Source organism: Rhodanobacter sp. UC4437_H4 (assembly GCF_052978425.1).
In genome coordinates this window covers 3,605,414-3,619,542 of sequence record NZ_CM129673.1, presented here as the reverse complement: position 1 = coordinate 3,619,542, position 14,129 = coordinate 3,605,414, and the positions used below count along the sequence as shown (strand labels likewise).

Here is a 14,129-nt window from a genome sequence, read left to right as displayed (position 1 = left end):
CTGCTGACATGCCGCGTCAGCAGAGTCCGACGCCGCGGGCGGCATCGGGCTGCTGGCTGGCACGGGCCATCGTCCTAGCATGCCGGTTCCGGCACAGCGCAGGATGCGAGATGACGACGACGCCATGGAAAGCGAACCGCGGTTTCAGCCTGATCGAACAAGTCATGGTACTGGCCATCGCCGGCATTCTGACCGGCATCGCGTTGCCGCCGCTGCACCATGTGTTGAGCCGCAATCGACTGCAGGCGGCGCAAAGCGACTTCATCGCCGCCTTGCGACACACGCGCAGCACCGCGGTGATCACCGGCAAACGCACGCTGTTCTGCCCCAGTGCGGATGGCAGCCGATGCAGCGAAGACAACCGCTGGGAACATGGCTGGCTGCTCGGACAGGACCTCGACGGCGATCACCAGCCCGATGGCCAACCCGCCCGCACCGGGACGGCCTATGACCTGGGTCTGCGCATCACCAGCAGCAATGGCCGCCACGAGGTGCGCTTCCAGCCTGACGGCAGTGCCGGCGGCAGCAACCTGACTTTGCTGTTCTGCGAGCCGGGGCGGGGCAGCCAGGCGCTCAGCGTGGTGGTGTCCAATGCCGGCCGGGTGCGCGGCGCCCCGGCCACAGCCGCACAGGCCGCGCGCTGCCAACAAGGCGGCTGACGCGCGAAGTCAGCGGTCGTCGCGCGTCCAGATCGCGCCGTCTTCCTCGCGCACCGGAAAGCTGGCGATCGGGACATACGCCGGCGGCCTGGTCACCGCACCGGTGCGCAGGTCGAAGCGCGCGCCGTGGCGCGGGCATTCCACCTCGAATCCGAACACTTCGCCGCCAGCCAGTTCGCCGCCATCGTGGGTGCAGGTGTCCTCGACCGCATACAGCGCGCCGTCGATGTTGTACACAGCGATCGACGTGTCGCCGTCCCACACCACCTTGTATTCGCCGGGCAGGAAATCGCTGCGCGTGCCGACCCTGATCCATCCGTTCATGCAAGCACCTCGGTGAACTCCTTGACCAGCACCTCGAAACACAGGTCGGCTCGACGCGGAATGCCGAAACGCTCGTTGCCGTACGGGAACGGCTGCCGTTCGCCGGTGCGCCGGTAGCCGCGCCGGCCATACCAGGCGATCAGCTCCTCGCGCTGCACGATCACCGTCATGCGCATCGCGCTGCAATGCCACTGTTCGCGCGCGATGCGTTCGGCCTGGGCCAGCACCTGCTTGCCCAGGCCGTGGCCCTGCTCCGCCGGGTCAACCGCGAACATGCCGAAATAGCCGGCCGCAGCTTGCCGCTCGACGTGGCAGCTCGCCACCAGCGCACCGTCGCGGAACGCCAGCAGCACGCAGCTGTCCGGCCGCGCGATCAACGCCTCGACATCGGCCGCGTCGGTGCGCTGGCCGTCGAGCAGGTGGGATTCGGTGGTCCAGCCGCGCAAGCCCGATTCGCCGCGATAAGCCGATTCGACCAGCGCGACGATGGCAGGGACGTCCGCCGCGCGGGCGGTGCGAAATGCGACGGGGGCGCGTGGCTCTGTCATCCGCGCATGGTAATGCGCGACGTGCCGGCCGGCCATGATCTGCAGCAAGCGCGCACGCCGGATCGACTCATGCCGACGGGGTGGCCAGCCGACGGGCCTCGTAGACCTTGAGGTGCGCATGGACGAGTTCCAGCATCGTGGCCGGCAACTGCGCCTGTCGCGCGCGCGCAAGCATGTCGCCCACCACGTGGTCGGCCTCGATCGGATGGCCCTGGCGCAGGTCGCGCAGCATGGAAGCTTCGAGGCGCGACCCCGGTTCCGTCAGCATGCCGCGCGCCCGTTCCAGCACGCGCTCGTGGGGAGCATGGCCGGCCGCTGCCGCCGTCGCGCGGCATTCCTCCAGCAGCGCGAGCGCCGCCGCGCGACCGCCGGGTGCGGCCTCGATCTCGCCGATCGCCCCGCGCATCAGGCAGGTGATGCCGGCCAGCGAGGTCAGGAAAAACCATTTGTCCCACATCTCCTGCACGATCGCGTCGCTGGGTCGCGCGTCGAAACCGGCCTGACCCAGCATTCCGGTGATCGCCTGCATGCGCGCGGACGCGCTGCCGTCGCGCTCGCCGAAGGTGAGGCTGTGAAGCCGGTTGAGATGCTGCACGGCTCCTTGCGCGTCGAGCGTGGCGGAAATGGCGCATTGGCCGCCGAAGATGCGCTCGGCACCGAAGCGGTGATCCAGCAGGTCGAGATGGCGCATGCCGTTGAGCAATGGCAGCACGGTGGTGCGCTCGCCCACGGCCGGAGCGATGTCGGCCATCGCCTGCTCCAGGCCGTAGGCCTTGCAGCTGAGCAGAATCAGGTCGAACGGCTCGCACAGTGCACTTGCCAGCACGGTCGGCGGTGCGGGCAGGTCGACGTCGCCGGCCGCGCTGCGGATGACCAGGCCGTGCTGCGCCAGCTGCCGCGCGCGGCCCTCACGCACCAGGAAGGTCACATCGCGCCCGTACTGCAGCAGGCGGCCGCCAAAATAGCCGCCGGTAGCCCCGGCGCCCACGACCAGCACACGCATTTCAGTCTCCTCTCGATCCGGCATCGGGCGACAGCTGCATGCGCGCCGCCTGGGCGTCCTTCTCGTGCCACAAGTCGTTCATCCATGCCTTGACCCGGCCGCGGAATGCCGCGTCCTCGTCGTAGCTGCCGATCAGCTCGCGACCGATCGGGCGCTCACGCACATGCACGCGAATTTCGCGCACGCGACCGGCGATCAGGTCGGCAATGGTGCATGGGCCATGCGGATAGACGATGGTGACGTCGAGGATCGCGTGCAGCGCCTCGCCCATCGCATCGAGCACGAAGGCCACGCCGCCGGCTTTCGGCCGCAGCAGGTAGCGAAACGGCGAATGCTGCGCGTCGTGCTTGGCCGGCGTGAAGCGCGTGCCTTCGGCGAAGTTCATCACCGACACCGGCATGTGGCGGAACTTCTCGCAGGCGCGGCGGGTCGCCTCGCGGTCCTTGCCCTGCAGCTCGGGGTGGCGCAGCAGGGCCTGCCGCGAATAGCGCTTCATGAAGGGGAAATCCAGCGCCCACCATGCCAGGCCGAGCAAGGGCACCCAGATCAGTTCCTGCTTGAGGAAAAAGCGCAGGAACGGGATGCGCCGGTTGAACACCTTCTGCAGCACCGGGATATCCACCCAGCTCTGGTGGTTGCACAGCACCAGGTAGTTGCCGTCGCGACGCAGCCCGGCCAGCCCCTCGACCTGCCAGCGCACGCGGGCGAACACGCCGAACAGGACATTGTTGACGCCGATCCAGCTTTCCGCGATGGCGACCAGGGCGCGTGAGCAGGCCTGCCGAATCGCGTGTACCGGCAGCAGCAGCTTGAGCAGGGTGAACGCGAAAATGAAAGCCACGTGCAACAGGATGTTGAGTGCAAGCGCAAGCAGCGCCAGCGGCACGCGGATGAACGATGGCAACGAGGCAAGCATGGGGATGATCGATGGGGACTCCGCCGCACATGATGCCCGACCGTGGCGGCGGCAGGAAAGCCGCCGCCGTTTCAGCGCAGCAGGCGGCGCACCTTGAGCAGGGCGACGACGAAACTGTCGATCTCCTCGCGCGTGTTGTAGAACGCCAGCGACGCACGCAGCGTGGCGGGCACGCCGAAGAACTGCATCAACGGATGCGCGCAGTGGTGGCCGGAGCGCACGGCGACGCCTTCGAGGTCGAGCAGGGTCGCCAGATCGGTGGCCTGCGCACCTTCCAGCAGGAACGAGACCACCGGCTCCTTCTCGGCCGCCTCGCCGATGATGCGCAGGCCGGGAATCTCGCGCAGGCGTTCCGTGGCGTAATGCAGCAGTTGCTGCTCCCATGCCTCGATCGCCGCGAAGCCGACCGACTCGTAGTAGTCGATCGCCGCCGCCAGGCCGACGAAGCCGGCGATGTTCGGCGTGCCGGCCTCGAACTTGTGCGGAGGCGCAGCGAAGGTGGTGCCGGAGAACTTCACCTCGCGGATCATCTCGCCGCCGCCAAAAAACGGCGGCATCGCCTCCAGGTGTTCGCGCCTCGCCCACAGCGCGCCGGTGCCGGTGGGGCCAAGCATCTTGTGCCCGGTCAGCGCGTAGAAATCGCAGCCCAGCGCCTGCACGTCCACCCGCCGGTGCGGCACCGCCTGCGAGCCGTCGACCAGCAGCGGGATGCCGCGCTTGCGGCATTCGCGCGCGATCTCGCGCACCGGGTTGACCGTGCCCAGCACATTGGAAACGTGGGTGACGCAGGCCAGCTTCACCTCCGGCGTCAGCATCTCGACGTACTTCTCCACGATCAGCTCGCCGCGCTCGTCGATCGGCGCGGCCTTCACCGTGGCGCCGCGGCGCGCGGCAACCAGCTGCCACGGCACGATGTTGGCGTGGTGCTCCATCGCCGTGGTGAGGATGCTGTCGCCCGCCTTCAGTTGCGGCAGCACATGGCTGTAGGCGACCAGGTTGGTGGCCTGGGTGGTGCCGGAGGTGAGGATGACCTCATCGCGCGAACCGGCATGGATGAACCGCGCGAGCTTGTCGCGCGCGCCTTCATACGCCGCCGTGGCCTCCTCGCCCAGCTGATGCACCGCGCGCGACACGTTGGCGTTGTGTTCGCGATAGTGGGTGTTCACCGCCTCGATCACCGACACCGGCTTCTGGCTGGTGTTGGCGCTGTCGAAGTACACCAGCGGCTTGCCGTGCACCGTGCGCGACAGCAACGGGAAGTCCGCGCGGATGCGCTGGACGTCGAAGACGGTCGGTGTGCTGGCTTGTGCGTTCATTCGGAGAATCCGGTTGGGGCTCCCTCCCCCGCTCGCAGGGGAGGGTTGGGCTGGGGTGCGCTCTTGATCTTCAGGCCAGGAGCCTCGCCCCTCCCGGCCTGCCCCTGCGGGCAGGCCCAGGAGCTGGAGCGTCAAGCGGGAAGCTGTGCGACCAGCAAGGTGGATAGATGCTCGCGCAGGGCCACGTTCGGCAGGTCGTCCAGCACCGCGCGGCAGAATGCGGCAGTCAGCAGTGCGCGTGCCTCGGCGAGCGGAATGCCGCGCGAGCGCAGGTAGAACAGCGAACGCTCGTCGAGCTGGCCTACCGTGGCGCCGTGCGCGGCCTGCACTTCGTCGGCATAGATTTCCAGCTCCGGTTTGGTGTCGATCTCGGCGCTCGGCGACAGCAGCAGGTTCTTGTTGGTGAGGTTGGCGTCGCTGCCGTCGGCACCGGGCGCCACCACGATCGCGCCGCGGAACACGCCGCGTGCGCGGTCGTTGGCGACGCCGCGCCAGTGCGAGGTGGAGGTGGTGTCCAGCGCCTGGTGGCGGATCGCCAGCTGGGTGTCGATGTGCTGGCGACCATGCGGCATGAACACGCCGCGGGTGTGCACCTGTGCGCCGTCGCCGATCAGCTCGGCACGCAGGTCGTGGCGTACCAACGCGCCACCCAGTTCCAGCACGTGCAGGGCAGCCTGCGCGCGCGCATGCAGGCGCAGGCTGCTGCGTCGAATCAGATTGGTGCCGGCCGCCGCATCCTGCAGCATGACGTGATGCAGCTGCGCACCGTCGCGCAGTTCGATGTCGCTGACCACGGTGGCCAACTGCGCGGCGTCGCCACGGTTTGCATGCTGTTCGACCAGGCTCAGCTCGGCGCCCTCGCCCAGTTCGATCACATTGCGCACATGCCAGGCCAGTTCGGCCTCGGCGCCTACGAACACCAGCTGCACCGGCTGGTCGATCCTGGCGTGGGCGGCTACGCGCAGTACCACGCCATCACCGGCACTGGCGGCATTGATCTGTGCGAACGCGTCGCCGATGTCGCGGTAGTGGCGCGACAGCGCGAAACGCAGCGGTTCGACGTCGCCCCGCAAGGCCTGCGACAGCGGTTGCAGCGAAAGTCCGGCGGGCAGCGAATCCACCGCCGACAGATCGGCGCGGAACGCCCCGTTGACGAAGACCAGGCGAACGCCCGAGACACCGGGCAATGCCAGAGTCGATGCCTCCACCGCGCGCGTCTGCGCCGCGGCGTCGCCCTGGGTAAAGCGGCGCTGGCCGAGCCCGCGCAGTGCGGTGTACTTCCATGCCTCCACCCGCGTGTCGGGCAGACCGCCGATGGCGAACGCCGCGCGGTTTTCCTGCCGCGCCGCATCCAGCCAGGCGATGCCGCTGGGCGGCAGCGGGGCATCCAGCAGCGAGGCGACCAACGGCAGCGATGCCGGCTGGTTCATGCCTGCGCTCCCGCCTGGTGCGGGACTGCCGGATGGCTGGCGCCGATCCCGGCGTAGCCATGCGCTTCCAGCTTCAAAGCCAGCGACCTGTCGCCGCTCTCGACGATGCGGCCACCGGCGAGCACGTGCACGAAGTCCGGCACCACGTAGTCGAGCAGGCGCTGGTAGTGGGTGATCATCAGGAACGCGCGCTCGGGCGAACGCAGCGTGTTGACGCCCTGCGCCACCTGCTTCAGCGCGTCGATGTCGAGGCCCGAGTCGGTCTCGTCGAGGATCGCCAGCTGCGGCTCCAGCACCGCCATCTGGAAGATCTCGTTGCGCTTCTTCTCGCCGCCGGAAAAGCCCTCGTTGACGGCGCGGTGCAGCAGCTCGTCGGAGATCTGCATCACCTTGAGTTTCTCGCGCACCAGCTTGAGGAACTGCATCGAGTCGAGCTCCTTCTCGCCACGCACCTTGCGCTGTGCATTCAGCGCCGCGCGCAGGAAATAGGTGTTGTTGACGCCGGGGATCTCCACCGGGTACTGGAACGCCAGGAACACCCCGGCCGCCGCGCGCGCCTCCGGCGCCAGCGCCAGCAGATCGATGCCGTTGTAGGTCACGCTGCCGGCGGTCACCTCGTAGCCGTCACGGCCGGACAACACGTTGCCCAGCGTCGACTTGCCGGCGCCGTTCGGCCCCATGATCGCGTGCACCTCGCCCGCGTTCACTTCGAGGCTGAGCCCCTTGAGGATTTCCTTGCCCTCGACGCGGGCATGCAGGTTTTCGATTTTGAGCATGAGGATTCCTGATCTTGAGCCCCTCTCCCACCGGGAGAGGGGTTGGGGTGAGGGTTCGGGGCTTGCGGAAAAATCCGTGCGGGCCCGTACCCTCATCCGCCCTTCGGGCACCTTCTCCCGGAAGGAGAAGGAAAAAGCATCAACCCACCGCACCTTCGAGGCTCACCTCAAGCAGCTTCTTCGCCTCCACCGCGAACTCCATCGGCAGTTCGCGGAACACCTGCTTGCAGAAGCCGTCGACGATCATCGACACGGCATCCTCTTCCGGGATGCCGCGCGCGCGGCAGTAGAACATCTGGTCGTCGGAGATCTTGGACGTGGTCGCCTCGTGCTCGACGATCGCGGTGGGGTTCTTCACTTCCATGTACGGGAAGGTGTGCGCGCCGCACTGCTTGCCGATCAGCAGGCTGTCGCACTGGGTGTAGTTGCGCGCGCCCTCGGCGCCCTTCTCCATCTTCACCAGGCCGCGGTAGCTGTTGGAGCTGCGCCCGGCGCTGATGCCCTTGGAGACGATCTTCGACTTGGTGTGCTTGCCGATGTGGATCATCTTGGTGCCGGTGTCGGCCTGCTGGAAATGGTGGGTCAGCGCCACCGAGTAGAACTCGCCCACCGAGCGGTCGCCGCGCAGCACCACGGACGGATACTTCCAGGTGATCGCCGAGCCGGTCTCGACCTGGGTCCAGCAGATCTTCGAGTCGTCGCCGCGGCAGTCGCCGCGCTTGGTCACGAAGTTGTAGATGCCGCCCACGCCGTTCTCGTCGCCGGGATACCAGTTCTGCACGGTGGAGTACTTGATCTGCGCGCCTTCCAGCGCCACCAGCTCGACCACCGCCGCATGCAGCTGGTTCTCGTCGCGCTTCGGCGCGGTGCAACCTTCGAGGTAGGAGACGTGGGCGCGCTCCTCGGCCACGATCAGGGTGCGCTCGAACTGGCCGGTGTTCTGCGCGTTGATGCGGAAGTACGTGCTCAGCTCCATCGGGCAGCGCACACCTTTCGGGATGAACACGAAGCTGCCGTCGGAGAACACCGCCGAGTTCAGCGCGGCGAAGAAATTGTCGCCAGTCGGCACCACGCTGCCCAGGTATTTCTGCACGATCTCGGGGTATTCGCGGATCGCCTCGCTCATCGAGCAGAACAGCACGCCGGCGTCGGCCAGCTGCTTGCGGAAGGTGGTGCCGACCGAGACCGAGTCGAATACCGCATCCACCGCCACGCCGGCCAGCGCAGCGCGCTCGTGCAGCGGTACACCGAGCTTCTCGTAGGTTTCCAGCAGGGCCGGATCGACTTCGTCCAGCGACTTGGGCTGCTTCTTCGGCGCGGCGTAATAGCTGATCGCCTGGTAGTCGATCGGGTCGATGTTGAGCTTGGCCCAGTCCGGTTTGGGCATGGTCAACCAGTGGCGATAGGCCTGCAGCCGCCACTCGGTCATCCATTCCGGCTCGTGCTTGACGGCGGAGATGGCGCGGATGGTGCCCTCGTCCAGGCCCGGCGGCAGGCCGGTCATCTCGATCTCGGTGATGAAACCGGCCGAGTAGCTGCGACCGAGCGCCTCGGCGACGTCGGCGTTGTCGCGCAGTGCGGTGGCGCTGCTGCTGTCGTTGATCATGCTGTTCATTCGGTGATGGCCTCGCCGGTTTTCACGGTGACGGCGATTTTTCGTTTCGCGGGCGGCGGCTTGAGCATGTCGGCCAGGCTGACCGCGCGCAGGGTCTGGTCCAGCACGCTGTTGATGCGTTGCCAGCTGCCGCGCACGCCGCACTGCGCCTCGCGTTCGCACTGGCCTTCGCCCACGCCGCACTCGGTCATGCCGATCGGCCCTTCCAGCGCCTCGACGATTTCCGCCAGCGATATCTCGCTGGCCGGGCGGGCCAGCCGGTAGCCGCCGTTGACGCCGCGGAAGGACTCGACCAGTTCGGCGTGGCCCAGCGCCTTGAGCAGCTTGCTGACCGTGGGCAGCTCGAGCCGCGTCTCGTCGGCGATCTGCGCGGTGCTCAGCACGTCAGCCGGGTGCGCGGCGATGCAGGTCATCACCACGGTGGCGTAATCGGTGAGGCGGCTGACGCGAAGCATGGCAGGCGGAATCGGCCGGGCTTGAATCGGGACCAAAATGGTACTGATTAAGCCGGCCGCGGTCAACGTGACCGCCGCCACCGGCGCAGGGTAGCCAGGCCCGCCTCTTTCACCTCGTCGTGTGCGCAGACCAGCCTGTGTCTGCCGCGCCCACGCACGCACGGGGTCCGGGCTGAAGCGATCCAGCGAGGCCGTGTCGCCATGCCGTGGCGGCCTCGCTAAGCTGGCGGCCATGACTTCGCACGATCGCGCCGCTGCCCGTCTCGCCTGGGCCCGCAAAGCCCTGAACGCCCCCACGCTGACGCTGGACAGCGCCTCGGCCGATGCCAGCTTTCGCAGCTACTGGCGCACCACGCAAGGCGGGCAAAGCTGGATCGTGATGGATTCGCCGCCCGATCGCGAAGATCCGCGCCCGTGGCTGGCCATTGGCGAGCGCCTGGCCGCCGCCGGCCTGCACGTGCCGCAAGTGCATGCACGCGACCTCGACCAGGGCTTCCTGCTGATCGAGGACCTGGGCTCGCGGCTGTACCTCGATGCATTGAACGACACCAGCGCCGACCGCCTGTACGGCGATGCGATGGACGCCCTGCTGAAGATACAGACGCGGGTGGCCGCCGCCGACCTGCCGCCGTTCGGCCATCAGGTGCTGGTGAGCGGACTGGAGGTGATGCCCGAATGGTTCCTGCAGCGCCACCTCGGCCACACGCCGGCCTGCGGGGAATGGGACGTGCTGGAGGCGGCGTTTGACCTGATCGTCCACAACGCGCTGGAGCAACCGCGCTGTTTCGTGCACCGCGACTTCCACAGCCGCAACCTGCTGCTGACGGAGGCGAACAACCCGGGCATCGTCGATTTCCAGGGCGCGCTGCACGGGCCGGTCACCTATGACCTCGCCTCGCTGCTGCGCGATGCCTACATCGCCTGGCCGGGCGATCGCGTGGAGGCGTGGGTGGAGTCGTACCGGCAGCGACTGCTGCGCGCAGGCGTGATCGACGCGGCAGTGGACGCCGCGCGTTTCCTGCGCTGGTTCGATCTCACCGGCCTGCATCGCCACGTGCGCGTGCTGGGCCAGTTCTATCGGCTGTGGTATCGCGACGGCAAGAGCGGCTATCTCAAGGACGTGCCGCAGGTGTACCGCTACGTGATCGAGGTGGCGCGCCGCTATCCCGAGCTGGCCGATTTCGCCGACCTGCTGGAGCGCCACGCGCAGGGCCGCGACCTGACCCGGGCGGCGGCATGAGGCACGCACTGATCTTCGCCGCCGGCCGCGGCGAGCGCATGCGCCCGCTGACCGACCGCACGCCCAAGCCACTGCTTTGCGTCGGCGGCAAGCCGCTGATCGTCTGGCACCTCGAACGTCTCGCCGCCGCCGGCGTGCACTACGTGGTGATCAACACCTCGCACCTGGCCGAGCAGTTTCCGGCGGTGCTGGGCGACGGTTCCCGCTGGGGCCTGCGCATCCGCTACGCCTACGAAGGCCCCGTGCCGCTGGAAACCGGCGGTGGCATGCTGAACGCGCTGCCGTTGCTGGGCACCGGGCCGTTCCTCGCCATCAGCGGGGATGTCTGGTGCGATGCCGATTTCGGCACGCTGCCCGCCGAGCCGGCGGGGCTGGCGCACCTGCTGCTGGTCGACAACCCGCCGCACCACCCCGAAGGCGATTTCGCGCTGGACGGGCAAGGCCTGGTGCAGGCGAGCGGCGAACCGCGGCTCACCTTCAGCGGCATTGGCGTGTTCCGCCGGGAGCTGCTGGACGGCTGGCGGGAACTTGCCGGCACGGCCACCGACGAAGCCGCGGCGCCCACCTTCAAGCTGCGCCAGTTGCTGCTGGGCGCGATGGCTCGGCAAGCCGTCAGCGGCACCCATCACCACGGCGTGTGGACGGACGTGGGCACGCCCGAGCGCCTCGCACAGCTCGACGCCGAACGCGGCGACGCAGCGATGTCGCACGGCGATCAGCGCGACGCAGGTTTCGCCGAGAACTGAGTCGCGCCCGTTCCCGGCGTCGCCGCGCTCTCGGGGTGGACGATCACCGGCGGCACCGGCAGACGCGCCAGCGCGGGCGTCGTGGCGACAATCGAAGCGGCCAGTGGTGCCGGTTTTGGCGTCGGCATCGGCGAAGGCTGCGTCGCACCGCCATCGGCCACTTCCATCGAACGCGCCGCCTTGGCGGCCTGGTCGGTCATCACGATGATGCTGATGCGGCGATTGACCGGATCGGCGGGGTTCTGCTTGTCGAACGGCACGGATGCGGCCAGGCCCACCACGCGCGAGATCTTGTCCGCCTCCAGCCCGCCGGCGATCAGCGCGCGACGGGCGGCGTTGCCGCGATCGGCCGACAACTCCCAGTTGCTGTAGTCGTGCCCGCTGTTGTACGGCGCATCGTCGGTGTGGCCGGAGATGCTGATCTGGTTCGGCACGTCGTCGATCGAGCGGCCCAGTTCGCGCAGGATCTGCACCGTGTACGGCTTGAGCCGCGCGCTGCCGGTGTCGAACATCGGCCGGTTGAGCTTGTCGACGATCTGGATGCGCAGGCCTTCGGAGGTGATGTCCAGCAGCAGCTGATCCTTGAATGGCGCCAGCGCCTGGCTGCTCTGGATCGAGGCATTCAGCCGCTTCATCAGCTCCTCCAGACGCGACTTGTCGGCCTGGCGCGCCAGTTTGATCGCGTCCTCGACGTTGTGCTTGACCTGCGGCGCACCGCGCTTTTCCGCGCCCGGGCCGCGCGGCAGGTCCATCGTCCCGCCAAGCTTGATCATGCTGTCGCTGGCGCCGCCGGGGCCGGCCTGGCCAGGCGGCGCGATCGTGGCGGCGCCCGGAGTCATGCTCGGGTTCTTGAAGTACTCGGAGATCGCGGCCTTCTGCTCGCGGGTGCCCACGCCGATCAGCCACATCACCAGGAAGAACGCCATCATCGCGGTGACGAAATCCGCATAGGCCACCTTCCACGCACCGCCGTGATGGCCGTGCTTCCGGCGCTGCACGCGCCGGATGATGATCGGCTGGTCGAACTCCTCGCTCACGCCCCGGCTCCGGCGCGCGCGCCCTTGAGATGCCCCTCCAGCTCCATGAAGCTGGGCCGCACCTGCGCGACCAGCGATTTGCGCGCGAACTCCACCGACACCATCGGGTTGTAGCCGCGCAGGTTGGCCATCAGCGCGACTTTCACGCATTCAAACGCCTTGCCGTCCTCCTGCGCGCGGTTCTCCATCGCCGAGGCCAGCGGCCCGGCGAAGCCATAGCACAGCAGGATGCCGAGAAAGGTGCCGACCAGCGCGCCGGCGATGTGCTCGCCGATGCGCGAGGTATCTCCGCTCAGCTGCGACATCGTGGTGACGATGCCGAGCACCGCCGCCACGATGCCGAAACCGGGCAGCGCGTCGGCGGATTTCATCAGGGCCATCGCCGGCGCCTCGGCTTCCTGGTGGTGGACTTCCAGCTCCATCTCCAGGAGCTGTTCCAGCTCGTGCGGGTTCATGCTGCCGCCCACGATCAGGCGCAGGCAGTCGGTGATGAACTCGATCAGGTGGTGCTCGGCGAGCAGGCGCGGATAGGCCGAGAACACGCTGCTGGTGGCCGGCTCCTCGATGTGCGATTCGAGGCTGAGCAGGCCGTTCTTGCGCATCAGGCTGAAGATGTCGTAGAGCAGCGAAAGCAGGTCGAGATAATCCTGCGTCCGGTACTTCGGGCCTTTCAGCAGCCCCATGATGTCGCGGAAGGTGGCCTTGACGATCTTGGTCGGATTGGCGGTCAGGTAGGCCCCCGCAGCGCCGCCGCCGATGATCAGCAGTTCGTAGGGCTGCCACAACGCCAGCAGCTGCCCGTGGGACAGCAGGTAGCCGCCCACGACGCTGACGAGCACAACCAGGGTTCCGACCAGGACAAGCATGCAGGTTCCAGCGCGCGGTTCGACAACGAGTTATCGGCCCGCCGCGGGAAAGATGTAGCCCGGATTTGCCGCAAGGCCGCCGGCGTCGCGAACGGCGGGTATCCCGAAAAGGAAAGGCCCGGGCATGGCCGGGCCTCTCGTCTGGCTCGTGCCGCGCGGTCGGTCAGGGGCGGCGCGCCAGCTCCGGGTTGTCGCGGGTGACCGGCATCAGGTCCTTCTTCGAGACGCCCAGCCACAGCAGGATCGGGCTGGCCACGAAGATCGAGGACAGCGTGCCGACCACGATGCCGATCAGCATGGTGATGGCGAAGCCGTGCACGGCCGGGCCGCCCAGCAGCCACATCGCGCCCATGGTGATGCCGGTGAACAGCGAGGTGATGATGGTTCGCGACAGGGTGTTGTTGATCGAGCGGTTGAGGATCTCCTCCGGCTCGGCCTTGCGCGCGAGGCGGAACAGCTCGCGGATGCGGTCGAACACCACGACCTTGTCGTTGATCGAGTAGCCGATCACCGCCAGCACTGAGGCCAGCACGGTCATGTCGAATTCGCGCTGCACCAGCGCGATGACGCCGAGCGTGACCAGCGTGTCGTGGATTTCGGTCGCCACCGCGGCGATCGCGAAGCGGCGCTCGAAGCGGATCCACAGGTAGGCCATGATGCCCAGGATCACCAGCAAGGCCGCCCAGGTACCGTCCGATTTCAGCTCCGCGCCGACCTGCGCGCTGACGAAGTCGCGGCTCTTCAGCTTGGCGTCCGGTCGCGCCGCGTGGAGCTTCGCCATCACGTCGGCGGAGACACGGTCGAGGTTGACCGTGCCGTTGGCCAGGATCGCCTCCGGATCATCCTTGGCCTGGAACCGGATCGACACCTCGCGGGTGCCGCCCAGGCTCTGCACCACAGCGTCCTCGAAGCCGCCCTTGGCCAGCGCGCCGCGCACGTCGGCGATCTCCACCGGCTGGTCGTAGTTGACCAGCATCGACACGCCGCCGGTGAAATCCAGCCCGTAGTTGAGCCCGCGGGTGGCGATCAGCACGATCGAGCCGATCATCAGCAGGATCGCCAGGCCGACCGTGTACTTGCGCATCCCCAGGAAGTGGATGTTGCTGTCGTGATTGAAGATTTCCATGGCAATTCTCTGTGTGGACGTTCCGTTCCGGTCAAGCGGCCCTCATGGCCGCACGATCAATTCAGGGAGTCC

General features: G+C 67.8%; 15 protein-coding genes. 3 read left to right on the top strand and 12 right to left on the bottom strand.

Annotated features, from left to right (window positions below; genetic code table 11):
• Window positions 1-8 precede the first annotated feature (8 nt).
• Complete coding sequence (locus ACVCL3_RS16390; protein ID WP_447099984.1) at window positions 9-659, top strand: GspH/FimT family pseudopilin; 651 nt, start codon at window positions 9-11, stop codon at window positions 657-659.
• Window positions 660-668: 9 nt separating this feature from the next.
• Here ACVCL3_RS16390 and ACVCL3_RS16385 read toward each other — a convergent pair whose 3' ends face one another.
• From ACVCL3_RS16385 to ACVCL3_RS16345, 9 genes are all read right to left on the bottom strand, one after another.
• Complete coding sequence (locus ACVCL3_RS16385; protein WP_395119690.1) at window positions 669-983, bottom strand: non-heme iron oxygenase ferredoxin subunit; 315 nt, start codon at window positions 981-983, stop codon at window positions 669-671.
• Window positions 980-1,531: a GNAT family N-acetyltransferase gene (locus ACVCL3_RS16380; RefSeq protein ID WP_447099983.1), complete on the bottom strand. Its 552-nt coding sequence runs from the start codon at window positions 1,529-1,531 to the stop codon at window positions 980-982. The genes ACVCL3_RS16385 and ACVCL3_RS16380 overlap by 4 nt, the downstream gene beginning before the upstream one ends.
• Before the next feature lie 67 nt (window positions 1,532-1,598).
• Window positions 1,599-2,534: a 2-dehydropantoate 2-reductase gene (gene panE, locus ACVCL3_RS16375; protein ID WP_447099982.1), complete on the bottom strand. Its 936-nt coding sequence runs from the start codon at window positions 2,532-2,534 to the stop codon at window positions 1,599-1,601.
• Window position 2,535: 1 nt separating this feature from the next.
• The gene (locus ACVCL3_RS16370) at window positions 2,536-3,450 is read right to left on the bottom strand and encodes an acyltransferase (RefSeq protein WP_447098405.1); all 915 of its coding nucleotides are present in this window, start codon (window positions 3,448-3,450) and stop codon (window positions 2,536-2,538) included.
• A 71-nt stretch (window positions 3,451-3,521) separates the two neighbouring features.
• Complete coding sequence (locus ACVCL3_RS16365; protein ID WP_447099981.1) at window positions 3,522-4,766, bottom strand: aminotransferase class V-fold PLP-dependent enzyme; 1,245 nt, start codon at window positions 4,764-4,766, stop codon at window positions 3,522-3,524.
• Between the two features lie 131 nt (window positions 4,767-4,897).
• Window positions 4,898-6,196 (bottom strand): Fe-S cluster assembly protein SufD, encoded by a 1,299-nt coding sequence (sufD, locus tag ACVCL3_RS16360; RefSeq protein ID WP_447099980.1) that lies wholly within the window; start codon window positions 6,194-6,196, stop codon window positions 4,898-4,900.
• On the bottom strand, window positions 6,193-6,972 hold the full coding sequence (gene sufC, locus ACVCL3_RS16355) for a Fe-S cluster assembly ATPase SufC (protein WP_395119696.1): 780 nt from the start codon (window positions 6,970-6,972) through the stop codon (window positions 6,193-6,195). Before sufC ends, sufD begins: the two co-directional genes overlap by 4 nt.
• A gap of 139 nt (window positions 6,973-7,111) precedes the next feature.
• On the bottom strand, window positions 7,112-8,578 hold the full coding sequence (sufB, locus tag ACVCL3_RS16350; RefSeq protein ID WP_447098403.1) for a Fe-S cluster assembly protein SufB: 1,467 nt from the start codon (window positions 8,576-8,578) through the stop codon (window positions 7,112-7,114).
• A gap of 5 nt (window positions 8,579-8,583) precedes the next feature.
• Window positions 8,584-9,042 carry an SUF system Fe-S cluster assembly regulator gene (locus ACVCL3_RS16345; RefSeq protein WP_395119698.1) on the bottom strand — a complete coding sequence of 153 codons (459 nt, stop codon included), beginning with the start codon at window positions 9,040-9,042 and terminating at the stop codon, window positions 8,584-8,586.
• Between the two features lie 232 nt (window positions 9,043-9,274).
• On the opposite strand from ACVCL3_RS16345, the gene ACVCL3_RS16340 reads away from it, so the two are divergent.
• Both ACVCL3_RS16340 and murU read left to right on the top strand, forming a co-directional pair.
• A complete protein-coding gene (locus tag ACVCL3_RS16340; RefSeq protein ID WP_447099979.1) occupies window positions 9,275-10,282 on the top strand; it encodes an aminoglycoside phosphotransferase family protein in 1,008 nt (335 codons plus the stop codon).
• A complete protein-coding gene (gene murU, locus ACVCL3_RS16335) occupies window positions 10,279-11,028 on the top strand; it encodes an N-acetylmuramate alpha-1-phosphate uridylyltransferase MurU (RefSeq protein WP_447101544.1) in 750 nt (249 codons plus the stop codon). Before ACVCL3_RS16340 ends, murU begins: the two co-directional genes overlap by 4 nt.
• Here the strand turns inward: murU and motB are convergent.
• The 3 genes from motB to secF all read right to left on the bottom strand — a co-directional run bounded on the left by motB (window position 10,998) and on the right by secF (window position 14,057).
• Window positions 10,998-12,065: a flagellar motor protein MotB gene (gene motB / locus ACVCL3_RS16330; protein ID WP_447107239.1), complete on the bottom strand. Its 1,068-nt coding sequence runs from the start codon at window positions 12,063-12,065 to the stop codon at window positions 10,998-11,000. The two genes, murU and motB, sit on opposite strands and share 31 nt — an antisense overlap.
• Window positions 12,062-12,931, bottom strand: coding sequence for a flagellar motor stator protein MotA (gene motA, locus ACVCL3_RS16325; RefSeq protein WP_447099978.1), 870 nt, complete (start codon window positions 12,929-12,931; stop codon window positions 12,062-12,064). Before motA ends, motB begins: the two co-directional genes overlap by 4 nt.
• 163 nt (window positions 12,932-13,094) lie before the next feature.
• Window positions 13,095-14,057 (bottom strand): protein translocase subunit SecF, encoded by a 963-nt coding sequence (gene secF, locus ACVCL3_RS16320; RefSeq protein ID WP_395119703.1) that lies wholly within the window; start codon window positions 14,055-14,057, stop codon window positions 13,095-13,097.
• Window positions 14,058-14,129 lie beyond the last annotated feature (72 nt).

Excerpts from the sequence above, each read along its gene's own strand:
- ACVCL3_RS16370 (WP_447098405.1), bottom strand. The coding sequence starts at position 3,450 with ATGCTTGCCTCGTTGCCATCGTTCATCCGCGTGCCGCTGGCGCTGCTT.
- ACVCL3_RS16340 (WP_447099979.1), top strand. The coding sequence starts at position 9,275 with ATGACTTCGCACGATCGCGCCGCTGCCCGTCTCGCCTGGGCCCGCAAA.
- sufB (WP_447098403.1), bottom strand. The coding sequence starts at position 8,578 with ATGATCAACGACAGCAGCAGCGCCACCGCACTGCGCGACAACGCCGAC.
- ACVCL3_RS16365 (WP_447099981.1), bottom strand. The coding sequence starts at position 4,766 with ATGAACGCACAAGCCAGCACACCGACCGTCTTCGACGTCCAGCGCATC.
- secF (WP_395119703.1), bottom strand. The coding sequence starts at position 14,057 with ATGGAAATCTTCAATCACGACAGCAACATCCACTTCCTGGGGATGCGC.
- sufC (WP_395119696.1), bottom strand. The coding sequence starts at position 6,972 with ATGCTCAAAATCGAAAACCTGCATGCCCGCGTCGAGGGCAAGGAAATC.
- ACVCL3_RS16385 (WP_395119690.1), bottom strand. The coding sequence starts at position 983 with ATGAACGGATGGATCAGGGTCGGCACGCGCAGCGATTTCCTGCCCGGC.
- ACVCL3_RS16380 (WP_447099983.1), bottom strand. The coding sequence starts at position 1,531 with ATGACAGAGCCACGCGCCCCCGTCGCATTTCGCACCGCCCGCGCGGCG.
- motA (WP_447099978.1), bottom strand. The coding sequence starts at position 12,931 with ATGCTTGTCCTGGTCGGAACCCTGGTTGTGCTCGTCAGCGTCGTGGGC.
- panE (WP_447099982.1), bottom strand. The coding sequence starts at position 2,534 with ATGCGTGTGCTGGTCGTGGGCGCCGGGGCTACCGGCGGCTATTTTGGC.
- ACVCL3_RS16390 (WP_447099984.1), top strand. The coding sequence starts at position 9 with ATGCCGCGTCAGCAGAGTCCGACGCCGCGGGCGGCATCGGGCTGCTGG.
- sufD (WP_447099980.1), bottom strand. The coding sequence starts at position 6,196 with ATGAACCAGCCGGCATCGCTGCCGTTGGTCGCCTCGCTGCTGGATGCC.
- ACVCL3_RS16345 (WP_395119698.1), bottom strand. The coding sequence starts at position 9,042 with ATGCTTCGCGTCAGCCGCCTCACCGATTACGCCACCGTGGTGATGACC.
- murU (WP_447101544.1), top strand. The coding sequence starts at position 10,279 with ATGAGGCACGCACTGATCTTCGCCGCCGGCCGCGGCGAGCGCATGCGC.